The sequence below is a fragment of the uncultured Arthrobacter sp. genome, from assembly GCF_947495145.1.
Taxonomy (GTDB): Bacteria; Actinomycetota; Actinomycetes; order Actinomycetales; family Micrococcaceae; genus Arthrobacter_D.
Genome location: NZ_CANLXP010000001.1, coordinates 102,980 through 126,762 on the forward strand (window position 1 = coordinate 102,980; position 23,783 = coordinate 126,762).

Consider the following 23,783-nt stretch of genomic DNA (forward strand, 5'->3'; position numbering starts at 1 on the left):
CAGTCGTATGCATGACAGCAAACGCACCTCAATCCGATGCCCCCATCAAGGTCAGCACGCCCGCTGACATCCTCAGTTACGTCCCCCATATTCTTGGCTTCCAGCCGCGCGAGAGCCTCGTTTTCCTCACGATGTCGGGTAAGCGCGTAGGCGCCACCCTTCGTCTCGATCTGCCGCCGGCGGAATCGGATCCGCTGGAGTACGCGGAGACGGTAAGGGACTACCTGGAATCTGATACCTCCGCTGACGGGGTGTTGATGGTCGTTTACACCGACAGCGAGTGGGAGGAGCCGGGGGCGCCGCCGCACGCGCCGCTGATCCACTGCCTCGATCTGGTGCTTGACGCCGCCGGCCTGACGCTTCTGGATGGCTGGCTTGTGAGCTCCCGGCACTGGCGGGACTACTTCTGCGAAGATGCGTCGTGCTGTCCCTGGCCGGGACACCCTCTCGCCCGCATCACCGAAAGCATTCTCAACGCCGAGCTTGTCTACCAGGGAAGCACCTACGCCGAATCGTTGGAGGCGGCTGTGGGAACGGGTGATATTGACCGCAACGATGAAATTCACAAGCTGACGGACGCCTATATTGCCGAATGGACCGGCAGATGGGACAGGACCAGCCTTGGCCGCGACAGCCTCATTCTCTGGGATGCGCTCATCTCCAACCCTCTGGACCGAACGGAATCGCGGAGGTCTCCCGAACTCATTGCTTTTCTCCTGGCGGGCCTGACCAGCGCGCCGGTGCGGGACAGCGTCATCGTCCTGGCGGCAGTCGGAGCGGGCGCTGCCCAGGATGCAGCCGAGGCTGCTTCTGTACTTCCCGTTGAGCCGGAGGAAGTGGATCTTCCACATCCGTGCGTGGCGCTGAAGGAGAGTAGCCAGTCCGTGCAGCAGGTCGATGGCTCCGCCCATCTGAACGCTGGGCCAAGTGCCGCCGGCAGCCCTGCCGTCCTCTTCCGGGAGGTCTTCCTGGCTACGCTCAGTGCACCGGACTGGGAGCGTCTCGATGCAGCACACGCACTCTTCCTGAACCTGACAGCCGTGGCAAGCGGACAACCACGCTCAGCGTTGTTCAGTATCCTCGGTTGGCTTGAGTGGGCGCGCGGCAGGGGGTCCCGCGCCCACTCCTATTTGCAGGAGGCGCTTGCTGAAACACCCGACTACACGCTGGCGGAACTGTTGCTGACGCTTGTCGGGACTGGATCTCTCGCACCCTGGGCCCGAAAGCGTGAGACTGCCTGGACGTCGGATTCCCGTCGGGCTGCCTGAGGGGGCGGGTCCGCCTGTACCCGATTCAGCAATTACGTGCCGCCTCCAAAGCGTGCGACAATGGAACCGAGACCCGGTTGGGTTCGTGTTTCAGATTGAGGCGCCGCAAACCTCGCGGATGTGGGTGGTCACACCACCGCACGTCGGTGAGGGAATAGCGCACCTGGCGGAGCTGTTCTATGTACGGACAGTTGCCGCTGACAGGTCTGAATTCAAACACGGACTTGACAGGGTCATAGTGGTGTTGCCCCCTTGGCGGCGCCGCAAACCGCCGTATGAAAGGTTCTTGAGTGTCGGCCAAGAAGACAACAGCACCGGTGTTAACAGAACCCGGTACAACTGCAACCAAGCGCAAAACCTCCGCCGCGAAGCCGGCGTCGAAGGCTGCCGCCGCGCGCGGTGCCAAGCGCGCGGCCAACGAGAGCGGTGCAGACACGAAGGCTTCCGAGGCCACTGCCGCAGTGAAACTTCCCGAGCAGGAGTCCGCTGCCACTGCAGCGGATGTCGACACTGCTGATACCGAGACCGCAGAGCCGGGGGCCGCGGAAGCCACCACCGGCAGCGGGTTCGTCTATTCAGACGCTGACGACGACGACGCGCCTGCCCAGCAGGTCGTTTCTGCCGGCGCCACGGCTGATCCGGTCAAGGATTACCTGAAGCAGATCGGCAAGGTCGCTCTGCTCAACGCTGAACAGGAAGTCGATCTCGCGCTGCGTATCGAGGCGGGCCTGTTTGCCGAAGAGAAGCTGGCGGCTAACGGGAACATCGATCCGAAGCTGCGCCGGGAACTCGAATGGGTTATCCATGATGGAAAGCGCGCCAAGAATCACCTTCTCGAGGCGAACCTCCGGCTCGTAGTCTCGCTCGCCAAGCGCTACACCGGCCGCGGCATGCTCTTCCTGGACCTGATCCAGGAAGGAAACCTCGGCCTCATTCGCGCTGTGGAGAAGTTCGACTACACCAAGGGCTTCAAGTTCTCCACCTACGCAACATGGTGGATCCGACAGGCCATTACCCGCGCCATGGCTGACCAGGCCCGCACCATCCGTATCCCGGTGCACATGGTTGAAGTCATCAACAAGCTCGCCCGCGTTCAGCGGCAGATGCTGCAGGACCTCGGCCGGGAACCCACGCCGGAGGAGCTTGCACTCGAACTGGATATGACGCCTGAGAAGGTTGTCGAAGTGCAGAAATACGGCCGCGAGCCGATTTCACTGCACACTCCTCTCGGTGAGGACGGCGACTCGGAGTTCGGTGACCTGATTGAGGACTCCGAAGCTGTTGTACCAGCGGACGCCGTGAGTTTCACACTCCTTCAGGAACAGCTTCATTCCGTCCTGGACACCCTGTCGGAGCGGGAAGCCGGCGTCGTAGCCATGCGGTTCGGGCTGACGGACGGCCAACCGAAAACTCTCGACGAAATCGGAAAAGTTTACGGCGTCACCCGTGAGCGCATCCGCCAGATAGAGTCCAAGACCATGTCAAAGCTGCGGCATCCGTCGCGGTCCCAGGTGTTGCGGGACTACCTGGACTAATGCAGTAGGCATATATACAGAACGAACCCCCTCCTTGGAGGGGGTTCGTTCTGTATATATGCCATCCGGTCAGGAGGCTCCCATCGCGATGCGCTGCGGCGGACGGCCGATGCGCGGCTACGCTTCTACGGCAGCGTTCTGCGCCTTCTCGGTCAACCGGGCAGTTTCATCCTGCCACTCCGACGTCTGGGGCCGGAGGGTGCTCTCCACGGCTCGGGCGTGGTGCCCGCAGAAGAGAAGCTCACCACCGGAGGACGAAAGGACTGCGCGCACATAGGCCTGGGCTCCGCACCGGTCACAACGATGCAGTGCGGTCAGCTCGCGGGTTGCTGTAGCTGTTGTCATGGATGCCTCCTTAGTGGTTCCTGTAGTTCATATAACCACTATTCGTCGCCGTTTCTTCGCAAGCTTGGTGTCCTTTCGCTCAGCGCGTACGCCTGCGGACGGACAATAAGGGCAGGGGAGAGAGCCGCGGCACGCCTGCCGTCCTTAGTGCGGACAAGGGAATATGCTTGATGCGGTGCCGCTCCCGGCTCCGCAGATCGAGACCGCGAACGCCCGTCATCCCAAGGAGTTTCCAAGGAAGTGGCCCCCAGCTCTGAATACACAGCCCGCCATCTTTCCGTACTCGAGGGCCTTGAGGCGGTACGCAAGCGCCCGGGTATGTATATCGGCTCCACCGATTCCCGCGGCCTCATGCACTGCCTTTGGGAGATCATCGACAATTCGGTCGATGAAGCCCTGGCCGGCCACGGACAAAGCATCAAGGTCATACTCCACGCTGACGGCTCAGTGGAGGTGCACGACGACGGCCGAGGAATCCCGGTCGATGCGGAACCCAAAACCGGACTGAGCGGCGTCGAAGTAGTCTTCACGAAGTTGCACGCCGGCGGAAAGTTCGGCGGCGGCTCCTACACCGCTTCGGGAGGTCTCCACGGCGTTGGCGCCAGCGTGGTGAACGCACTCTCAGCACGGCTGGACGTGCAGGTGGACCGTGGCAGCAAGACCTACCAGATGTCCTTTCGGCGGGGGGAGCCGGGGCGTTTCGCCGATGAGCGCAAACCCCTGCCGACGGCGAAGTTCGCCCCATTTGTCGACAGCTCCCGCCTCGAGGTTGTCGGCACCGCCAAACGCGGAGTCACCGGAACGAGGATCAGGTACTGGGCTGACCGTCAGATCTTCACCCCTGACGCGAAGTTCTCCTATGAGGAATTGCAGGCGCGTGCACGGCAGACCTCGTTCCTTGTACCAGGGCTGCGCATCACTCTGCGCGACGAACGCGGCCTTCCCGGCACTGACGGCGTGGTTGAGGAAGTCTTCCACCACGACGGCGGCATCGCGGAGTTCGTGGAATTCCTCGCCATCGACCACGCCGTCACAGACGTGTGGCGGTTGCACGGTTCAGGCCGGTTCAAGGAATCAGTTCCCGTTCTCGATGACTCCGGCCACAGCCGGATTGCTGAAATCGAACGTGACTGCGAGGTGGACATCGCGCTGCGCTGGGGGATTGGCTACGACACATCCGTCAAGAGCTTCGTGAACATCATCGCCACGCCAAAGGGTGGAACGCACCAGGCGGGATTCGAACAGGCCCTGCTGAAAACCTTCCGCAAGGTCGTTGAAGCGAACGCCCGCAAGCTCAAGGCCGGCAACGACAAGTTGGAGAAGGACGACGTCTTCGCCGGTCTCACCGCCGTGCTGACCGTGCGGCTGGCCGAACCCCAGTTCGAAGGGCAGACCAAGGAAATCCTCGGAACCTCTGCCGTCCGGGCCATCGTGGCAAAGGTCGTCGAAACCCAGATCCTCGCCAGGCTGAATTCCACGGCGCGCGCAGACAAGGCACAGTCCGCCCTCCTGCTCGAGAAGGTCGTCGCAGAAATGAAGTCGCGCGTGTCGGCACGCGTGCACAAAGAGACACAGCGACGGAAGAATGCACTGGAGACGTCCACCATGCCGTCCAAGCTCGCAGACTGCCGTATCGACGACTCCGAGCGCTCCGAACTGTTCATCGTTGAGGGCGACAGTGCGCTGGGAACCGCCAAGCTCGCCCGGTCCTCCGATTACCAGGCATTGCTGCCCATCCGGGGAAAGATCCTCAACGTGCAGAAGGCGTCGGTGGGCGACATGCTCTCGAACGCCGAATGCGCTGCGCTGATCCAGGTTGTGGGAGCAGGGTCGGGCCGCAGCTTCTCACTCGATGCCGCCCGTTACGGCAAGGTCATCCTGATGACGGATGCCGATGTCGACGGCGCCCATATCCGAACCCTGCTGCTTACCCTGTTCTTCCGGTACATGCGTCCGCTCGTTGACGCGGGCCGGGTTTTCGCGGCCGTACCGCCTCTGCACCGGGTGGAGATCCTCAATCCCGGCAGCAAGGCGAACGAGACGGTTTATACCTATTCCGACCAGGAGCTGCATCGGCTGCTGGCCGCTCTCGAGCGTGAGAGCAAGCGGTACAAGGAACCCATTCAGCGTTACAAGGGTCTCGGAGAGATGGACGCCGGGCAACTGGCGGAAACCACCATGGACCCGCGCCACCGGACGCTGCGCAGGGTCCGGATCCAGGAAGCCGAGGCGGCTGAACGGGTCTTCGACCTGCTGATGGGCAGCGACGTTGCGCCGCGGAAGGACTTCATCATTGCCGGGGCTGCGTCACTGGATCGCGAACGAATCGACGCTTAGCCCGGGCACTGTCTGGCCCGCGTGCTTCTGCAGGTACGCTACGGAGGCCGCAGGCGAAGAGATCAGCCCAGGAAGCCGGGCGCGATCAACAGGACTGTCGGGACGGTGAGCAGCAGTGCGGATGCAGCCAGTGCTGTGAAGGACTGGGCGCCGGAGAGCGGCCGCTGCGGTTCCAGCAGGCGGCGTACCCGATGGACGGTCGACAGCGAGGCCTCGTCCGGATCTGCGTCCGGCTCCATGCCGCCGTCGGGCAGGGACTGGCTCCGCTCCGCTGAAAGACCGTGAGGGGTTGACGGCCCATGGGAGCCGGTGGCCACAATCGCGATAGCGCCGACAAGGGTCTCGTGATCTACCTGCTTGACAGCCTCGTCGTCGGCCAGCATCTCGATGAGCTCGTTGACTGCCCGCTGCGCCAGCCGCGATGTCGGCAGCCAGGGGAGCGCCGAGCGCCACGCCGCGAAAGCCCACAGCAACAGATGGTGCCGCTGGCTCAGATGTGCGCGCTCATGGACCAGCACAGCCCGTAGCTCATCCTCGGAGAGCAGCCCCATCAGGCCGTCCGAAAGGACCGTCACGGAGCGCGCACCGCCGGGAAGGCAGTAGGCGACGGGAGCCGGGTGCTTGATGACGAGGGTGGCCGGATTCGTCTGCGACGGCGAACTGAGCAGGTTCAGCAGGTTGCGGTGCCGTCGTCGTTGTCCCTTGATGCGCGCATACGTGATGAACAGCGTGAATACGAGGTGCGCGGTGAGCAGGCTGGCGGCGCTGAGGGCAAACACGTGAACCAGGCCAAGGGTGTCTGCCGGGCGGTCGTTCGCGAAAATATCCCAGAGCCCGCGCAGCGCTTCGAGCAGGTTGTCTCCGAGGGGCTCGAGGCCCCAGACCAGCATCGCGCCGATCATTGAGAGACCGCCGGCGAGGGCGATGGCCTGCCACAGGACCATCGCCGTGAACGGCGAGCGCGACGGCCATTGCGCCCGGGAAAGGACAATCGGCGCAGGCCACGCCAAGACCACGGCAAGCGCGGCCAGAAAGTGGGAGGCCCAGAACATGGAGGTTAGCTGCTGCCCAGGAGCCGCCGGAGTGTGCTGGCCTCGCTCTCCGAGACGCTGCCGATGAAGCGTGCCAGCACGGCCTCGCGGTCGGGGGCTGTCACCAGGACCTCGTGCATGAGTTCGGCTGTATGGTCCTCGCGGCTGGTGACCGCGCGGTAACGGTGCGGACGGGTGTCGCGTTCGCGCTCCACCAGGCCCTTCTTCTCAAGCCGGGACAGGACGGTCAACACTGTGGTGACCGCGAGTTCCTTGCCCTCCGACGTGCCTTCCGGGGCAAGCGCCAATGCATCACGAAGAGTATTCGCGGTCATGGCCTCCTGGGTGCCCCACAGCAGGTCCATCACTGTGCGTTCGAGTTCACCGAGCGTGGCCATTCTTATTCCTTTGTCGATCCTGATGTGCTGATCCTGGTGTGCCGCCGGACGGGCGGTCTGCGGTTGAAACGCCAAATCCGGCTCTCTAAATCTACAGCTTTTTCGCGCAAGGTTCTACGCCATGTAGAACTCTTCCGCGAAGTTGTTCTACGATGTGTAGAAGAATATTTCTACACGACGTAGAAGAAGCACTTCATCCCCTCGTGCCTGATGAATTGAGGACCTGTGGAAGCACTCGAGATCGCACGGTGGCAGTTCGGTATCACCACCGTCTACCACTTCCTGATGGTGCCGCTGACAATCGGGCTTGGCCTCGTCGTGGCCGTCATGCAGACCCTCTGGTACCGCACCGGCGAAGAGCACTACCTGCGGATGACGAAGTTCTGGGGGAAGCTCTTCCTCATCAACTTCATCATGGGAGTGGCTACCGGGCTGGTGCAGGAGTTCCAGTTCGGATTGGCCTGGAGCGAATACAGCCGGTTCGTCGGCGATGTGTTCGGGGCGCCGCTTGCCATGGAGGCGCTGCTCGCGTTCTTCGTGGAGTCGACTTTCCTTGGCCTCTGGATCTTCGGCTGGCAGCGGCTGCCAAAGGTACTTCACCTGGGTGCACTGTGGGCCGCAGTGCTGGCGTCCGTGTTCTCCGCCTACTTCATCATTGTCGCCAACTCGTGGATGCAGCACCCCGTCGGTGTGGAACTCGTGGACGGACGCGCCCGCATGGTGGACGCCTGGGCCGTGTTTACCAACAACACGGCGCTCGTCGCCTTCACGCATACGGTCTTCGGTGCCCTCGCCGTGGCCGGCGGCTTTCTCCTGGGTATTGCCTGGTACCACCTCTGGAAGCGGCGCCATGACGGTCTGGACACGGTCGACGGCGATGGGAAAGTTCTCGTCGGGACGGATGACTCCCGCTCCCGCGGGGTGACTGACCACCAGGTGTGGCTGCGCTCAGCGCGGATCGGCGCCGTCGTCGCCCTCATTTCGTTCGCCGGAACCGCCGTATCAGGTGACTTCCAGGCGAAGCTGATGTTCGAACAGCAGCCCATGAAGATGGCGGCAGCGGAAGCAGCCTGCCACGACGGGACCGGCTTCTCAGTGCTCTCGGTGGGCAATCTGGGATCGCAGGACTGCGACGACATTGTCGCGGTCTTCGAAGTTCCGGGCCTGCTGTCCTTCCTTGCGAACGGGGACTTCACCACCGAGGTCAAGGGTGTGAACACCCTCCTGCCGGAGTACAAGGAGCAGTACGGGCAGACCCTGCCGGACGATCCCATGTACGGCGAGCGCGCCGGAATGACCATCGACTATCTCCCCGTCATGGAGGTCACGTACTGGGGCTTCCGCATCATGATCGGTTTCGGCGCAGTCGCCGCCTTCGCCGCGCTGGTTGCAATGTGGATCCTGCGGAAGGGGACTGTCCCCGAATCCCGCTGGCTCATGCGGCTTGCCGTGTTCGGCATCCTTGCTCCTTTCGGAGCCAACTCCGCCGGCTGGATCTTCACCGAGATGGGTCGTCAGCCGTTCGTCGTGGCGCCCAACCCGGACCCCAGCGGCATCGACGGCGTCTTCATGTTTACGGCGGCGGCAGTGTCACCCGGGGTGTCACTATCCGAGCTGGTCTTTTCGCTGGTGGCGCTGACCTCCATTTACGCCGTGCTGCTGGTGGTCGAAGTGAGGTTGCTCTTCACCTACGTGCGCGGCGGGGTCGCTTCCGCCATGCCGGAACTGGCCGGAAAGCACGACGACGACGCCTCCTCCCGCGGAAAGGACGACGACGATGTCCTCGCCTTCGCCTACTGACGCGCCGAATCCGATTTCGTTCCGCCGAAGGGAACCCCGCGCATGACCGAGCTGCTGCCCACCATCTGGTTTCTTCTCATCGCTGTGCTGTGGACCGGCTTCCTCTTCCTTGAGGGCTTCGATCTGGGCGTGGGCATGCTGATGAAGCTGTTCGCCCGAACGGACCGGGAACGCAGGGTACTGCTCAACACGGTGGGCCCGGTCTGGGACGGCAACGAGGTCTGGCTCGTCACCGCCATCGGCGCCACGCTGGCTGCCTTCCCGCTCTGGTACGCCTCACTGCTGTCCACGCTCTACCTGCCGTTTGTCCTGGTGCTGCTGGCGCTCATCCTCCGTGCCGTTGCGTTCGAGTATCGCGGAAAGATGAACAGCGACTCATGGCGCCGCCGCTGGGACCTGGCGATTTTTCTTGGCTCATTCACCTCGGCGGCCGGACTCGGAGCCGCTCTGGCACTGACGACCTCGGGCCTGCCGATCAATGAAAACGGCGACCGGGTGGGTGGACCGTTCGTCTGGCTGACGTTCGATGCCCTCCTCGGCGCGGCCGCCGTCGTCCTGTTCTGCCTTGCCCACGCGCTGGCGTTCCTGGTGCTGAAGACGGACGGTCCCATCCGGGAACGCGCGCGAAGGGCTCTGATCAAACTCCTGCCCGTCGCCGTCGTGCCATTGCTGGCTTGGGCAGCGAAGGTGTACCTCGCGGAAGGAACAGGCTGGGCCGGTCTCGCGCTTCTGCTCGCCGTCGCCGCTGCCGCCGCATCCTGGTTCGCAGAACGGTCTTCGCGCGACGGCTGGGGCTTCATCTGGCTGGGCGGAACGCTTGCGGCGTCACTGGCCTGCATCTTCGGCTCCGCCTATCCCGTGGTGCTGCCGTCAACCCTCAATGACGCGTTCAGCCTCACGGTCGATAACGCCGCCAGTTCGCCCTACACGCTCGGTTTGATGAGCATCATCGCGGCCTTCGGGGTTCCACTGGTGCTTGTCTACCAGGGGTGGACCTACTGGGTCTTCCGGAAGCGTGTCACAGAACAGAGCATCCCCGAGGCGCACACAGTGAGCCCGCTGTGATCGATCGGCTCCTTGCCCGCGGGCCCGCGGGCACTTCCGTTCCGGCCGGACCGATCTACACCCTGGGTTTCCTTGCGGCTCTCAAAGCGACGGGCCTGGTCCTCGTTGCTGAAGCGATCGCGCGCGGAATCGCGGCGCTGGCGGGCGGTGCTGTTCCGGCACGGGACCTGCTGTGGCTCGGCCTTGCAGGCGCCGTCCTTCGCGCCGGCGCAGCCTGGGCACAGCAGGGTACCGCGCAGCGCCTCGCTCAAGGGGTCAAGGAACAGCTTCGACGCGAAGCGCTTGCGAGGGTACTCGCCGACGGCGGCGTCTCGAATGCCAAGCAGGGCACCGGAGCGCTCAGCGTGCTCCTCAGCCGCGGACTGGACGGACTGGACAAGTACCACACCCAGTACCTGCCGGCACTGATCACCTGCGCGGTCCTGCCGCTTCTGGTCGGCGCACGCATCCTCACCGCAGACTGGGTGAGCGCCGTCGTCATAGTCGTCACCATTCCGCTGATCCCGGTATTCATGGTGCTGATCGGATGGCATACGCAGGACCGGACAGCTGAGGCCCGCGCATCGCTGGACCGCCTCTCGGACCACCTGCTGGAGCTGGCCAAGGGCCTGCCCGCGCTGGTGGGCCTCGGCCGGGCCAGCGCACAGACGCGTGCACTCCAGGACATCGGTGCCGGTTACTCCCGCCGCACCATGGAGACATTGCGTATTGCGTTCCTGTCCTCCCTGGCACTCGAGCTGATCAGCACCATCTCGGTTGCCGTGGTGGCTGTTTTCGTCGGCGTGCGGCTCATTCACGGCGACGTGGGGCTCGAGGTTGGCCTGCTCGCGCTCATCCTCGCCCCCGAGTGTTACCTGCCGCTGCGGGATCTCGGCGCCGCCCACCACGCCAGCGACGACGGGCTCGAAGCTGGACGCAACGTGCGTGCCATCATCGACGCCCCACGATCTCATATCGCTGTGCAGGGCAACAGGCGGGCAGGGAACGACGGCGCATCTGCCGGCGCGGAGCACCTTACCCTCCGCTTCGACGACTCGGAGGTCCCCGTCGTGGAGGACTTCACCTTCACGGTGGTCCCGGGAGCCATCACTGCGCTGCGGGGCCGCAGCGGCTCGGGGAAGTCAACGCTGATGGGGCTGCTCGCGGGAATGCCGCAGCCCGGGCTCAAAATCGACGGCGCGGTGACGCCGGTCGAAGGTCCGCTCGCCTGGGTGCCGCAGCACCCTGAGCCGTTGACGGACACGGTTCGGGAGGAGCTGAGGTTCTACGCGGACTCGCCGCTGGACGACGAGGCCATTCTGGCAGCCCTCGACGCGGTCGGCGGCGCTCATTTGCTGGACCGCGCGACGGGTGAGTTGAGCCCCGGCGAACTCCGGCGGCTTGCGCTCGCCAGGGCACTGCTGCGCGTCGGACATTCCGGAGGGACACTGCTGCTCGACGAACCGACCGCCCATGTGGACGAGACGACCTCCGACCTGATCCGCAGCACCCTTGGGAACCTGCGCGGAGCCGTGACGGTTGTGCTCATCGCGCACGACGACGAGACCGCGCGCCTCGCCGATTACACGATCAACCTCGGGTTCCCCGCTGAAACCGCGATGCGGGCGGGCACGCCATTTCCTGGGCACAATGCTGATCGAACGGGCGAACATAGCCCCACCTCCGATCGAACGCGCGAAACGCAGCCATTTCCGCCCGCTCGATCGGAGCCGGCCGATGCGGACCCCAACCACAGCCGTGTGCAGAGTGCCCTGCAGGCACTCGCGCTGGTGCGCCCCTGGTCCCCGCGGTTCCTCGCAGCGCTCGCGTTCGGTACGGGCTCGTCGGCTTTCGCCGTGGCGCTCACGGCGCTCTCCGGCTGGCTGATCGTCCGTGCCTCGGAGCAGCCGCCGATCCTCTACCTGCTCGCCGCGATCGTCGGTGTACGGTTCTTCGGCATCGGACGCTCCCTGCTGCGCTATTGCGAACGGCTGTGGCTCCACGAGAGCATCCTCAGCACCGCTGACGCTATCCGGCTGCGCCTCTGGAAAGCACTGCTTGGACGTACGGAATCGTGGCGCTCGCTGTCCCGCGGCTCCGGCGGCATCGAGCTTCTTGTGGGCGACATCGACGAGTTGCGGGACACCGCAGCACGGGCCGTCTTCCCACCGCTCACGGCGCTCCTGACCGGGCTGGCCGCCATTGCGACGACGGCGCTCCTTCTACCCGCCGCGATCGGTTGGCAGGTGTTCGCGGTCGCTGTTGGACTCCTGGCAGCCCCGGCCGCTGCGTTGCTCGCCGAGCGTTCGGCGGGAGCAGCGGGTATCCAGTTGCGCGCCGCCTCCCTTGCACAAACCACGGGCCTGGTGCGCGCATCGCGGGATGTCGCCGTCAACGGGCTGACCGGCCGCGCGCTGGATCGCCTCGCACGCCTGGAAGCCCGCGCAGCGCGGGGCCTGCACCGCAGCTCGTGGGCTGCGGGAGTTGGGCAGGCCCTCGTCATCCTCGGGTGCACCACAGCAGCAATCGCCATTCTCGCCGGCTCGGGCGGACAGTCCGCGGAAGTGGTGGCGGTCGTCGTACTTTTGCAACTCGGGCTCATCGAGCCGCTCGCGCTGGGCGTAACCGCCGTGCAGCAGTGGGCCCCGCTCGGCACTGTAACCAGGAGGCTCGGCGTCCATCTGGTGCCCGGGGAGGCCGCAGTGCACCCGGCGATCCCGGAGATCGTGTCTGGCTCCGATGCGCCTGCTCTCGCCCTGGTGGATGCAGCCGTGGGCTACGAGCCGGGCACCACCGTGATTGAGGGAGTCAGTCTCGAAGTACGCAGCGGGTCCTGGACCGCGCTCACGGGCCCCTCGGGCAGCGGCAAATCCACCCTCATCGGAGCGCTGCTCGGATTCCTGCCGCTCAGCCGCGGCCGGTATCTCGTCGGTGCGTTGGCGGACCTCGATGGCGGCAGCGATAGGGATAGGAGCAGCGAGCTGCTCCCGGCCGCGTGGTGTCCGCAGGAAGGCCACCTCTTCGATTCCTCCGTGCGGGCCAACCTCCTGCTGGCATGTGACCCGCAGGCGCCGGCCGACGACGATCAACTTTGGCGGGTTCTGGACTCCGTGGGACTGGCGGACACCGTGCGGGCGCGCGCTGGGGGACTGGATGCCCGGATCGGCGCCGGGGGAAGCCGGCTCTCCGGGGGCGAGAGGCAACGCCTCGCCGTTGCCCGGGCGTTGTTGACCCGCGCTCCGGTACTGGTTCTCGATGAACCCACGGCTCATCTGGATTCCGACGGCGCTGCCCGGCTTCTGCGCGACCTGCGCCTGGGCCTGCGGGATAGGCCGGTGTTGCTCGTTACCCACGATCGGGCGGAGGCCCTCAGCTGTGACACCGGCGTCGAACTTGCTCCCGGCAGCGGGGGCGATCACCTACGCTGGGAGCATGCCTACGCCTGAGCTAAAACCTGCCGACCAGCAGCTGGACTGGCGCGCGATCACAGACGCGGACATCGACGGCTGGGAGGCGCTGCTGCGCCGGATGGCCGTCGAGGACAAGCCCGACTGGATCGAACAGCGTGCCGACCTCGAGGAAGTCCTCGAGGCATCGAAAAACGACCCGGTGCTGGACACCATCATGGGGTTCGATGACCAAGGAATCCCGAGAGCCTTCGGACGTATCAGTGCCAACACCGGTTCAAATCTCGTGCACGTCTTCGGTGGGGTCGATCCGGACTGGCGGCGCCGGGGGATCGGCCGTGCAATTCACGATTGGCACCTGTCGCGCGCCCGCAAACGCCTGGCGGATGCAGGGGTGCAGGGAGGGTTCATCCGCTCGTACGTGGAGGAGATGAACCCGGGGCACCGGGCGTTATTGGAATCGTCGGGCAGCACCATCACCCGGTGGTTCACGGAGATGACGCGGGACCTGTCGGAGAACATCCCGGAAGTCGACCTTGACCCCGAATTCGAAATTGTCACCTTCAGCGACGACCTGTCCGAAGCGGTGCGCCTGGCGCACAATGAAGCATTCCAGGATCACTGGGGAAGCGAGCCGCGAGATGAGGAAAGCTGGCGGTTCACCGTCACGCATCCGGAGTTCCGCGCGGAGTGGAGCCTCGCGGTAGTCGACAACTCATCCGGCGAGGTAGCCGCCTACGAGATCGCCAGCTATGACCCCGAGTCGAAGGAACTGGTCGGCCATGACGAGGGCTACACCGAGCTGCTGGGCGTGAGGCGCGACTGGCGTGGGCGCCGTCTCGCGCCTGCGCTCCTTGCCGAAGTCATGCGCAGGTTCAAGGCAGACGGCATGGAGAACGCCGGCCTCGGCGTGGATACCGAGAACCCCTCCGGCGCCCTCGGGCTGTACGAGCGCATGGGGTACACGCCCACCCGCAGATCCATGGCCTTCGAAAAGCAGCTCGAGCAGCCCGAATAGCCGCGCCCCCGCCGGCCGCTACGCGGGGTTCGGCCCGATCGCATCCACCGACTGGGACAACGCCACACCCGAGCCGTCACGGCGGCCGTGCTCCGTCGGCAGCGCGCGGGCGACGCCCGTCGCTGACACAGCCCGCGCCGGCCCATGCCCGGCCCAGGCAAGCACCAGATGGTCCTCTCCCTTCAGGAAGCGGTGGCAGCGCACGCCTCCGGTCGCGCGGCCCTTGACGGGATATTCGGCGAACTCGGTCACTTTCACCGAACCCGGGGTGGTTCCGGGTAGTGCCTCGCTGCCCGCCGCGATAGTCACGACGACGGCGGCGGGATCGTCCGCCGCCACCGCACCGAAGGAGAGGACGACGTCGTCGGGGCCCAGCTTGATACCGGCTACGCCGCCGGCCATGCGGCCCTGCGGTCGCACCGCTGCGGCGGAGAAGCGCAGCAGCTGCGCCTCCCGGGTGATGAAGACGAGGTCGTCGGCGTCGGCAGCGGCTGCGAGGCCAACCACGCTGTCCTTGGGCTTGAGAGTGATTGCCTCCCAATCGTCCCGGTTGAGCGGGTAATCGGGCAGCACGCGCTTTACGACCCCCTGGGCAGTGCCCAGGGCAAATGGCTTGTCCAGCGGCACAAGGCCGATAAGGGTCTCGCCGCGCTCAAGCGTAATGAACTCCTTGACCGATACGCCGCCCGCCAGATTGGGAGAGCCGCTCGTGGGAGGAAGCGCGGGCATATCCACCACCTGCAGCCGCAGCATGCGGCCGGAGGAAGTCAGGGCACCGATCTCCGCGCGCGCTGTGGTGGCGATGACGGAGGTGAAAGCGTCGTGCTTCACCCGCTGGCCGACGTCGGACATAGGCTCCTGGCCAGTGGTGCGCGCAAGCTGTCCGGAGGTCGAGAGAACAACCCAGCAGGGGTCGTCAGCAATCTCCAGGGCAAGCGGCGCCTTGGCCCCGTTACCGGCCGGCGTCGGCATCACGGTGCCCTTCAGCGGCGCGCTCGCCTCGGATTCCAGCAGCACGGTGCGCCTCGGGGTGGCGAACTGTTCCGCCACCGCGGCAAGCTCGTCCGAAACGAGACCGCGCAGCCTCTGCTCGGAACCGAGAATCTCCTCGAGCTCAGCGATCTCCCTGCGCAGCTCGTCCTGCTCTTTCTCCAGCTCGATGCGGGAGTACTTGGTCAGCTGGCGCAGCCGGAGCTCGAGGATGTAGTTGGCCTGGATTTCGGTCAGGTCATAGATGGCCATGAGGCGCTCCCGCGCGGCGGCCGCCTCATCCGAGGAACGGATGATCTGGATGACCTCGTCGATATCCACGATGGCGATCAGCAGGCCCTCCACCAGGTGGAGTCGGTCCTTCTTCTTTCCGAGCCGGTAGGAGGTGCGGCGCCTCACCACGGAGATGCGGTGGCTGACGTACACCTGCAGCAGTTCCACGAGTCCGAGCGTGCGGGGCTGGCCATCCACCAGGGTGACGTTGTTGATGCCGAAGGAATCCTCCATCGGCGAGTACCGGTAGAGCTGGGCAAGCACCGCATTCGGGTTGAAGCCGTTTTTCAGCTCGATAACCAACCGCAGCCCGTGGGTGCGGTCCGTCAGGTCCACGATGTCGGAGATGCCCTGCAGCTTCTTCGCTGTGACCGCATCCTTGATCTTTTCAATCACCTTCTCCGGGCCCACCATGTACGGCAGCTCAGTGACCACCAGGCCGGTGCGGCGGGCCGAAAGCTGCTCAACGTCCACCGTGGCTCGGGTCTTGAAGGATCCGCGGCCGGTTGCATACGCATCGCGGACGCCGTCCAGACCGACGATTTTGCCGCCGCTGGGGAGGTCGGGGCCGGGAACGAAGCGCATGATGTCGTCCAGCGGCGCATCCGGGTTGTCGATCAGGTGCCGGGCCGCGGCAATGACCTCACCGAGGTTGTGCGGAGCCATGTTGGTGGCCATCCCGACAGCGATCCCAGTAGCTCCGTTGACGAGGAGATTCGGGAAGGCAGCGGGCAGGACCTCGGGCTGAGTGAGCTGGTTGTCGTAGTTCGGGATGAAGTCAACCACGTCTTCACCAAGGTGGTCCGTCATGGTCAGGGCCGCTGCGGCGAGCCGTGCCTCGGTGTAACGGGCAGCAGCGGGACCGTCGTCGAGCGATCCGAAGTTCCCGTGCCCGTCGATCAGGGGCAGACGGAGGGAGAAGTTCTGCGCCATGCGCACCATGGCGTCATAGATGGCGGCGTCGCCATGAGGGTGGAGCTTGCCCATGACCTCGCCGACGACGCGCGCCGACTTCACGTGCCCGCGGTCGGGGCGCAGGCCCATGTCCGTCATCATGTAGAGGATCCGGCGCTGCACCGGCTTCAGCCCGTCACGGGCGTCAGGAAGCGCGCGCGAGTAGATCACCGAGTAGGCGTACTCAAGAAAGGAGCCTTCCATTTCGGAGGTCACATCGATATCGATGATCTTCTCGGTGTAGTCGGTCTCCGGTGGTGTTGCTTGGCGCCTGGCCATGATGTGTCGGGTCCTTCGGCAGCTGATTTCGTACTCTGTGGGTGATGACGACGCAGCGTCTGGAATGACTGCAACCGTTTTGGCTGACGCCGGCCGCAGCCGCCCACTACTGTGAGTCTATGGCGGCTGACGGACTATACCCCGAATATTGGGAGGCAGACGTCGTGTTGCGGGACGGCTCCACCGGGCATCTGAGGCCCATTTCGCCCCTGGACGCAGACGCTGTCCAGGCGTTCCACATGAGGCAGTCCCAGAACTCCATCTACCTGAGGTTCTTCACCTACAAGTCCTCGCTCAGCGCCAAGGAACTTAAACGGTTCACCGAAGTGGACCACGTGGGCAGGGTGGCTTTCGTCGTGACCCGCGGCCAGGACATCATCGGCATCGGCCGCTATGACCGCTTGGATGATCCCGATGAGGCTGAGGTCGCATTCAATGTGTCGGACGCGTACCAGGGCAGGGGGCTGGGGTCGATCCTGCTCGAACACCTTGCGGCTGCGGCGAGGGAGAACGGAATCCGGCGATTCACCGCCGAGGTGCTCCCCGAGAACCGGAAGATGATTACGGTTTTCGCCGAGGCGGGCTACGAGGTGGACCGCCGGTTCGATGACGGTGTGGTGGAGCTGACCTTCAACATCGATCCGACTGACAGGTCGCGCGCGGTCATGGAAGCGCGGGAGCACCGCGCGGAGGCACGCAGCATGCAAACCCTCCTGACGCCGTCGTCCATAGCGGTGATCGGAGCCAGCCGCAGCTGGGGCAGCGTGGGCTATTCCCTTCTCGAACACATCGTCGGCGGCGGATTCACCGGACCTGTCGCGGGGGTAAACCCGGAAGCCTTCGAACTGAACGGAATGATCGCCTACGGCTCCATCGCCGAGGTGCCGGGGCCAGTGGATCTCGCCGTCATCGCCGTGCCCTACGATCAGGTGCTCTCGGTGGTCGAGGAGTGCGGACGGGCAGGCGTGAAAAGCCTGCTTGTAGCGACGGCGGGCTTCGCCGACGACGACGGCGACGGGCTCGCGCGCCAGCGCGCGCTCGTGCACAGCGCCCGCTCCTACGGCATGCGCGTAGTGGGGCCGGCCTCGCTTGGCATCATCAACACGGATCCCGGGGTCCGGCTGAATGCTTCGATGGCGCCGGAACTCCCGCAGCGCGGCGGACTGGGCCTCTTCAGCCAGTCAGCCGCGATCGGCGTCATGCTCCATGCTGCCGCCAGCCGGCGCTCGCTGGGGTTGTCCTCGGCGCTCTCGGCCGGAAACCGGGCGGACGTATCCGGCAACGACGCCATGCAGTACTGGGAGGATGACCCAGCCACCCGCGCCGTTGCGCTGTACCTGGAGTCCATCGGCAACCCGCGTAAATTTTCCCGGATCGCTCGCCGGCTCTCCCGGATGAAGCCGGTGATCGTCGCCAAATCGGATGTCATGGGCCTGCAACTGCCGCCCGGCCATGCAGTGCGCACCACGCAGGCGCCCAGCGGTGCCCTGGATGCGATGCTGCGGCAGTCCGGCGTAATCCGGGTCGAGACCACTGAGCAGTTGATGGACGTGGCACAGATTGTTGTCGGGCAACCCATTCCGGCGGGAGCGGGAGTTGCTGTCTTCAGCAACTCTTTGGCCCTGGGAAAAGTCGTCGCGGACGCCGCCCTGGCGCAGGAGCTCGACGTCGTCCGGCTGAATGCCCAGCTCGAACTGGACGCCGGGCAGTCCATTGCGCTGCCCGCCCTGAAAGCGGCGCTCGACGACGCACTCGGTGATCCAGCCGTCCACGCGCTGATCCTCACCCTCATTCCCGCCGTCGGACTTGCTCCCGAGGCAATCCTGCCGGTGCTGCAGGAGTGCGGCCGCGCGGCAGGAAAACCAGTGGTCGCCTGCTTCACCGGGGTGCTGGACCCAACCGCGCAGCTGGAGGGGGTGCGGTTCGCCGCCGGCAGCCTCTCCGCGGTAGAGGCGGACGCCGACGTCGGAAGGGATTCCGGCGAGGGCGCAGGGGTACCCTGCTTCGCCAGTCCCGGGTCGGCAGTGTCGGCGCTTGGCGCCGTCGTGCGCTACAGCCGGTGGCGCAATGCACAGCAGGGCGGCGGGATTGTGTTCGCCGAGCTGCCCGATGTCACCGAAGAGGCCGCCGCCGCCCTGCTGGGCAGTATCCTGTCCGAGGTGAGGGACGTGGGGCTGCGCCGTCTCGACAGCGACCAGATTCGCCTGCTCCTCGGCTGCTACGGGATTGCAATACTGCCCTCGATCCCTTTCGACTCCGCCGACGAGGCGGTTGAGGCCGCCGAGCGCCTGGGGTGGCCGGTCGCGCTCAAGACGGTCGAGGAGAACCTTCGGCACCGCCTGGATTTCGGCGGCGTACGCCTCAACATCCCAAACGCCTCCGGCCTGCGTGCCGGCATCGAGGCCATGCGTGCCGAATTATGTCCGTTCGGGAGCCCGGGGCTGGAAGTGCAGACGATGGCACCGGCCGGCCAGGCCTGCGTGATCAGGGCGATCGAGGACCCCCTCCTCGGGCCGGTGGTGTCTTTCGGCATGGCCGGAGATGCGGTCAACCTGCTCGATGACTGGGCTCACGGCATTCCGCCGCTTACAACCCTGGACGCTGCAGACCTGGTCCGGACGCCCCGGGCCAGCCGGCGGCTGTTCGGGTATCAGGGGCTGCCCCCGGTGAACGTTCCCGCCGTCGAAGACCTCCTCCTCCGGGTCGCCCTGCTCAAGGACCGGCACCCGGAGATCGCGCTGCTGCGTTTCAACCCGGTTCTGGTCTCAGCTGAGGGGCTCGCCGTTCTCAGCGCGGACATCAGTGTTGGAAACCCGCAGCAGCGCACCGACAGCGCCCGCCGCGCAATGCGCGACTGAGCGGCGCGGGTAGCCCGGCAGCCGCCCGCGCCGGTTAGGCGTGCGCCGCCGCCATAAGTCACACTGGAACTATGACTCCATCGCTGTCGGCAGAACGCCGCGACCTGGATGCCTCCCTCGAACGAGCCGGCTTCTACCCTCGCCTGGTGGCCGACGTCGTCCACGACGCTCTGGACGGCAGGGAACCGCTCTCCCACGTGGTCCATCTCGAGACCCACTTCGAGCGCACGGAGGTGCGCCGGCACATCACCGTTCTCGTCCTGACGGAGGACATGCTGGTCGTTACCCACGTCGATGACCAGCAGCTGGACGACGCCGGGGAACAGGTAACGGCGCAGGTTTCCACCGAGTCGGTCCCGGTCAGCCAGATCCGCTCGGTGGTGCTCAGCTACCTGTATTCACAGCCCCAGAACTACAAGCCTTCCGATCCTGCACGCGAGCTCACCCTCGGGATCGCATGGTCCGGCGGGCAGCGTCTCGATATGGGGCCGGCCAGCTGCGGCGATCCGCAATGCGATGCCGACCACGGATACACCGGCACCATCGCCCAGGAAGACATCGTGCTGCGGGTCAGCGCCGAAGCAGACGGCCTGCAGGCTGTCGAAAACGCCAAATCCTTCGCGCGGGAACTGCGCACGGTCAGCACCGCGAACCCGACTGTGGCCGGAGTCGTCGTAAACCAGCCGGGCCCCAACCGGAGGCAGCCCGGGCTGGCCACCCGTTTCAGCCGCGCCCATCACGGGCGGTAACCCGGCACGTGACAGCCCCGCCGCTCCATCAGGAGCCTCTTCCAGCCGCGCCCGCCTACGGCCGATCGACCATTGCCGAGGTCTTCACCAGTTCCGCCGCGGCGCTCGGGCTGCCCGGATTCTCCAATCCGTTGGACCTGCCGCCCGCCCGGAGGGTCTGCGTGGTACTGGTGGACGGACTCGGAGCAGCACTGCTGCGGCAGCGGTCCGGTCATGCACCCTTCCTGCGCCAGTTCCTCGATTCCTCCCGCAAGCTGGGAACTGTCTTTCCGAGCACGACGGCGGCGGCCCTCGCCTCACTCGGTACCGGCCTGGCTCCCGGCCAGCACGGCCTTGTGGGCTACGACGTGCTGGACCCTGCACAGGGCAAGGTGGTCAATATGCTCGGTGGGTGGGATGCCGCGGTGCAGCCCGAAAGCTGGCAGCCGCACCCCACGGTCTTCGAGCGGGTCGCAGCCGAGGTGCCGGTAACGAGCGTCGGACTCGCCCGGTTTGACGGGTCAGGGCTCACCCGGGCTGCACTGCGCGGCGGCACCTATGCGGCCGGAGGCACTCCCGAGGTCCGGGTGCAGGCGGTATGCAAGGCGTTGGCAGCCAGCGATCAGGGACTCGTATACCTGTACCTGAACGAGCTTGACAAGACCGGACACCGTTCCGGATGCGCCTCGGGTGACTGGACAGACCGGCTGGAAGATCTGGACCGCAGCATGCGGTCCCTCGCCGCCAGACTTCCCCCGCACACGCTGCTTCTGCTGACAGCCGACCACGGAATGGTGGACGTTGCGCCTGCCCAACACGTCGACTTTGCCGCTGATCAGACCCTGATCGACGGGGTGGCGCACACGGGGGGCGAGCCGCGGATGCTTCACCTCTATACAGAACCGGATCTGACCGACGCCGGCGCGGAACGCCTCCTGGATTCCTGGCGGAGAGCACACGGTGCGCGGGCCTGGGTCCTTACCCGGGCAGAGGCGATATCCGCAGGTTTGTTCGGGGTTGTTTCGCCGGAGGTCGAGCCGCGGATCGGCGATATTCTGGTTGCGGCCCGGGAACCCGTCGCCTTCTACGACACGCGCCGGGTCCCCGCCTCAGCGCTGGAAGTTGTCGGGCAGCATGGATCCGTTACGCGTGCCGAACGTGAGGTACCGCTGTTGACGCTGGTGAAACCGGGGCCCGGGCCGGCACAGGCGGCCAGGCGCTGACCCATGGCAGAACTCGTCTTCTTTTCCGGAACCATGGACTGCGGGAAGTCCACCCTGGCGCTGCAGATGGACCACAACCACAGTGCGCGCGGACGCGCCGGCCTGCTCTTCAGCTCCCACGATCGTGCAGGGGAGTCAACTATTTCCAGCAGGCTGGGCCTGATGACGCAGGCCATAGAGGTTCGCCCCGACACGAACTTCTGGGAAGAACTCGTCCGCCGGCGAACCCATGGAACGCGTGTTGACTACCTCATCTGCGATGAAGCCCAGTTCTATACTCCCGAGCAGATCGAGCAGCTCGCGCGCGTCGTCGATGACATGGATATCGACGTCTTCGCGTTCGGTATCACATCTGATTTCCGGACCCGGCTTTTCCCCGGATCGCATCGGCTGATCGAACTCGCGGACAGGACGCAGGTCCTGCAGGTGGAGGCGCTGTGCTGGTGCGGCCGCCGCGCCACCCACAATGCGCGTACCGCGGACGGGATCATGGTCGTGGAAGGCGAACAGATGGTGGTCGGCGATGTGGAGCCCCCCGCCGTTGAGGGCGACCCGGGCCAGGCTCAACTGACCGGCGGCGGCCTGGACGAACTCGATGTACCAGTGGGCCCCGTCATCGGTTACGAAACCCTCTGCCGCCGGCATCACATGCGCCGGGTGACCGCCCATACCGCGCGCAGGCACGCGGGTAGCGACGTGCCGCTGCCGTTCGATCCAGCGGCGGCACGGCTCTAGCTCCTACTGCTAGTCGCCCTTGGTTCCGAAGACGATCTCATCCCAGCTTGGCACGCTGGAGCGTCGCGGGCGCATCTTCCGGTCGGCCTGGTGATCCGGCGCTTTGACCGCCGCATCATCGGACTCTGATTCGGCTGCGCGCTCGGGGGCCCGCTCGGTGCGGCGGCTGTCCTCCCCGCCAGGAGCAGAGACGCGGTCCTCGTCACTGGTTCGCGCCGGCCTCGCAATGACGCTGACCTCCCGCGTGTCTGTGCTGACGCCCTCGAACAGACGGGGCGTACCGTCGTCGTACGTGTGCTCAGGCTGCTCTTCCGCAAAAATGGAGGGAGCCAGGCTCAGACCGGGGAAGGGCCGCGGGTCCGCGGCGGCCGGTTCGTCCGATGCGTCTGCGGTGCCATCATGCCCCTGGCGGGGATGAGCGGCAGGAACGTGTCCTTTCGCCAGCATGAGTGCCAGCGCGTCATCGCCGTCCTCATCCGTGCCCAGCCGCTGGCCGCGGCGGGACCGCAGCACTTCGAGCAGCTCGTCCGAGTCCTCCGGCTCTGTCTCAGCAGCATCAGTTTCGAAGTCGAATACCCGGTCCGCTACCGCGCTCAGCCGCCGGGAGGGGAGCGGTCCGTCGAGCGGCTCGAGTTCACTGAGTACCTGGGCCCACCGGTTCGCGTTGAGGACTGTGCGGCGGGATGGATTGAACGTCCACTGCGCGGGCGGTTCCTCACCTACGGAAGCGGCGGACCCGGATGGAAGTTCGAAGCGTACGACGACGTTCCACAGGCCATCCGGCTTGCGCCAGGCATCCCATTCAGCGGTTTCGGGATCCACGCCGAAGGCCTGGAGGCGGTAGCGGACCATGTCATCAAGCTGCGCCGGATTGTCACCGAAAGCGGAACGGTAACCGTCGTTGGAAGGGAGCGGGGAGGCAACCTCCACACGCTGGGCCAGCTGCGCCATGTAATCGCGCTCAGCACGGACCGGACCCTCGTAACGGAGTACATGCTGCAGCTCCACGCCGGTCTCGTCCACGATTTCCTGTGCGCTCGCGCCGCCCCGGATCCTCGCCTGGATATCCCGAGGAGTAAGGGGGGCTCGTTTACGTTCGCCCACCGGAGTCTGAGAACCTGCGGTTGCTTCCAGTCGTGCCGCCGGACGTGTGGACGGCCTGGTGCTCGCCATCCGCAGCGCCTCGTTGATAGGCAGACGGAACGACGCTCCACCCTCACCGCCAAGCAGCAGATGACCTCCGCCCTCATCCACGCCTACCAGCCGTAGCTCCTGCATGAAAAACCCTCCAGCCGATGTACCTTACTTTCGGTGAAACTCTGCCATTCAAAGGTGCTCGTTCCTACTTCATCCCTGGTGTGGCGCGGAACTTGTGCACGGATTCGCTTTTAAAGGGACGATCCGCAACAATCTCTGCGGTACGGGCACAAATTTGACCTTCTCAGCGTTGTGCCACGGACAGGAGCTTGCGCTTTACGGCACTCATCCTGTATTACCGGTTCGACCGTCGCACTCACCGGCGTCGAACCTCCACCGATAGACCACTTACATCCACCGGAG

General features: G+C 65.4%; 16 protein-coding genes. 11 read left to right on the plus strand and 5 right to left on the minus strand.

Translation table 11 applies throughout. The features are described from left to right. Nucleotides 1–11: 11 nt before the first annotated feature. Both Q0877_RS00450 and Q0877_RS00455 read left to right on the plus strand, forming a co-directional pair. A complete protein-coding gene (locus tag Q0877_RS00450) occupies nt 12–1,268 on the plus strand; it encodes a DUF4192 domain-containing protein (RefSeq protein ID WP_299165026.1) in 1,257 nt (418 codons plus the stop codon). Nucleotides 1,269–1,558: 290 nt separating this feature from the next. After that, nucleotides 1,559–2,803: an RNA polymerase sigma factor gene (locus tag Q0877_RS00455; protein WP_299165027.1), complete on the plus strand. Its 1,245-nt coding sequence runs from the start codon at nt 1,559–1,561 to the stop codon at nt 2,801–2,803. A 117-nt stretch (nt 2,804–2,920) separates the two neighbouring features. Here Q0877_RS00455 and Q0877_RS00460 read toward each other — a convergent pair whose 3' ends face one another. After that, nucleotides 2,921–3,148 carry a hypothetical protein gene (locus Q0877_RS00460; protein ID WP_299165028.1) on the minus strand — a complete coding sequence of 76 codons (228 nt, stop codon included), beginning with the start codon at nt 3,146–3,148 and terminating at the stop codon, nt 2,921–2,923. A 240-nt stretch (nt 3,149–3,388) separates the two neighbouring features. On the opposite strand from Q0877_RS00460, the gene Q0877_RS00465 reads away from it, so the two are divergent. Next, nucleotides 3,389–5,485, plus strand: a complete 2,097-nt coding sequence (locus tag Q0877_RS00465; protein WP_299165029.1) for a type IIA DNA topoisomerase subunit B — start codon at nt 3,389–3,391, stop codon at nt 5,483–5,485. 62 nt (nt 5,486–5,547) lie between these two features. Here the strand turns inward: Q0877_RS00465 and Q0877_RS00470 are convergent, their stop codons facing one another. Together Q0877_RS00470 and Q0877_RS00475 are read right to left on the minus strand one after the other, a co-directional pair. Then, complete coding sequence (locus Q0877_RS00470; protein ID WP_299165030.1) at nt 5,548–6,537, minus strand: M56 family metallopeptidase; 990 nt, start codon at nt 6,535–6,537, stop codon at nt 5,548–5,550. Nucleotides 6,538–6,542: 5 nt separating this feature from the next. After that, nucleotides 6,543–6,914 carry a BlaI/MecI/CopY family transcriptional regulator gene (locus Q0877_RS00475; protein ID WP_299165031.1) on the minus strand — a complete coding sequence of 124 codons (372 nt, stop codon included), beginning with the start codon at nt 6,912–6,914 and terminating at the stop codon, nt 6,543–6,545. A gap of 225 nt (nt 6,915–7,139) precedes the next feature. Between Q0877_RS00475 and Q0877_RS00480 the strand changes: the two genes are divergently transcribed. Genes Q0877_RS00480 through Q0877_RS00495 form a run of 4 tightly spaced genes read left to right on the plus strand, consistent with a single transcriptional unit; the run spans nt 7,140 to nt 14,183 of the window. After that, entirely contained in the window at nt 7,140–8,714 is a 1,575-nt protein-coding gene (locus Q0877_RS00480; RefSeq protein ID WP_299165032.1) for a cytochrome ubiquinol oxidase subunit I, read from the plus strand. 42 nt (nt 8,715–8,756) lie between these two features. Next, nucleotides 8,757–9,779, plus strand: coding sequence for a cytochrome d ubiquinol oxidase subunit II (cydB, locus tag Q0877_RS00485; protein ID WP_299165034.1), 1,023 nt, complete (start codon nt 8,757–8,759; stop codon nt 9,777–9,779). Continuing rightward, complete coding sequence (gene cydD / locus Q0877_RS00490) at nt 9,776–13,204, plus strand: thiol reductant ABC exporter subunit CydD (protein WP_299165035.1); 3,429 nt, start codon at nt 9,776–9,778, stop codon at nt 13,202–13,204. The genes cydB and cydD overlap by 4 nt, the downstream gene beginning before the upstream one ends. Beyond that, complete coding sequence (locus Q0877_RS00495) at nt 13,191–14,183, plus strand: GNAT family N-acetyltransferase (protein WP_299165036.1); 993 nt, start codon at nt 13,191–13,193, stop codon at nt 14,181–14,183. Before cydD ends, Q0877_RS00495 begins: the two co-directional genes overlap by 14 nt. Nucleotides 14,184–14,201: 18 nt before the next feature. Here the strand turns inward: Q0877_RS00495 and Q0877_RS00500 are convergent, their stop codons facing one another. Further along, nucleotides 14,202–16,679 (minus strand): DNA topoisomerase (ATP-hydrolyzing) subunit A, encoded by a 2,478-nt coding sequence (locus Q0877_RS00500; RefSeq protein ID WP_299165038.1) that lies wholly within the window; start codon nt 16,677–16,679, stop codon nt 14,202–14,204. Between the two features lie 119 nt (nt 16,680–16,798). Between Q0877_RS00500 and Q0877_RS00505 the strand changes: the two genes are divergently transcribed. The 4 genes from Q0877_RS00505 (at nt 16,799) to Q0877_RS00520 (ending at nt 22,223) form a co-directional block, all read left to right on the plus strand. Continuing rightward, nucleotides 16,799–19,537, plus strand: a complete 2,739-nt coding sequence (locus Q0877_RS00505) for a bifunctional GNAT family N-acetyltransferase/acetate--CoA ligase family protein (RefSeq protein ID WP_299165039.1) — start codon at nt 16,799–16,801, stop codon at nt 19,535–19,537. A 71-nt stretch (nt 19,538–19,608) separates the two neighbouring features. After that, a complete protein-coding gene (locus Q0877_RS00510) occupies nt 19,609–20,286 on the plus strand; it encodes a DUF5998 family protein (protein ID WP_299165040.1) in 678 nt (225 codons plus the stop codon). Nucleotides 20,287–20,294: 8 nt separating this feature from the next. Further along, complete coding sequence (locus Q0877_RS00515) at nt 20,295–21,488, plus strand: alkaline phosphatase family protein (protein WP_299165041.1); 1,194 nt, start codon at nt 20,295–20,297, stop codon at nt 21,486–21,488. Between the two features lie 3 nt (nt 21,489–21,491). After that, nucleotides 21,492–22,223 (plus strand): thymidine kinase, encoded by a 732-nt coding sequence (locus Q0877_RS00520; protein WP_299165042.1) that lies wholly within the window; start codon nt 21,492–21,494, stop codon nt 22,221–22,223. 9 nt (nt 22,224–22,232) lie between these two features. Here the strand turns inward: Q0877_RS00520 and sepH are convergent, their stop codons facing one another. Then, entirely contained in the window at nt 22,233–23,501 is a 1,269-nt protein-coding gene (sepH, locus tag Q0877_RS00525; protein ID WP_299165043.1) for a septation protein SepH, read from the minus strand. Nucleotides 23,502–23,783: the final 282 nt, after the last annotated feature.

Excerpts from the sequence above, each read along its gene's own strand:
- Q0877_RS00450 (WP_299165026.1), top strand. The coding sequence starts at position 12 with ATGACAGCAAACGCACCTCAATCCGATGCCCCCATCAAGGTCAGCACG.
- Q0877_RS00460 (WP_299165028.1), bottom strand. The coding sequence starts at position 3,148 with ATGACAACAGCTACAGCAACCCGCGAGCTGACCGCACTGCATCGTTGT.
- Q0877_RS00470 (WP_299165030.1), bottom strand. The coding sequence starts at position 6,537 with ATGTTCTGGGCCTCCCACTTTCTGGCCGCGCTTGCCGTGGTCTTGGCG.
- Q0877_RS00475 (WP_299165031.1), bottom strand. The coding sequence starts at position 6,914 with ATGGCCACGCTCGGTGAACTCGAACGCACAGTGATGGACCTGCTGTGG.
- cydB (WP_299165034.1), top strand. The coding sequence starts at position 8,757 with ATGACCGAGCTGCTGCCCACCATCTGGTTTCTTCTCATCGCTGTGCTG.
- Q0877_RS00495 (WP_299165036.1), top strand. The coding sequence starts at position 13,191 with ATGCCTACGCCTGAGCTAAAACCTGCCGACCAGCAGCTGGACTGGCGC.
- Q0877_RS00500 (WP_299165038.1), bottom strand. The coding sequence starts at position 16,679 with ATGGCCAGGCGCCAAGCAACACCACCGGAGACCGACTACACCGAGAAG.
- Q0877_RS00505 (WP_299165039.1), top strand. The coding sequence starts at position 16,799 with ATGGCGGCTGACGGACTATACCCCGAATATTGGGAGGCAGACGTCGTG.
- Q0877_RS00510 (WP_299165040.1), top strand. The coding sequence starts at position 19,609 with ATGACTCCATCGCTGTCGGCAGAACGCCGCGACCTGGATGCCTCCCTC.
- Q0877_RS00520 (WP_299165042.1), top strand. The coding sequence starts at position 21,492 with ATGGCAGAACTCGTCTTCTTTTCCGGAACCATGGACTGCGGGAAGTCC.
- sepH (WP_299165043.1), bottom strand. The coding sequence starts at position 23,501 with ATGCAGGAGCTACGGCTGGTAGGCGTGGATGAGGGCGGAGGTCATCTG.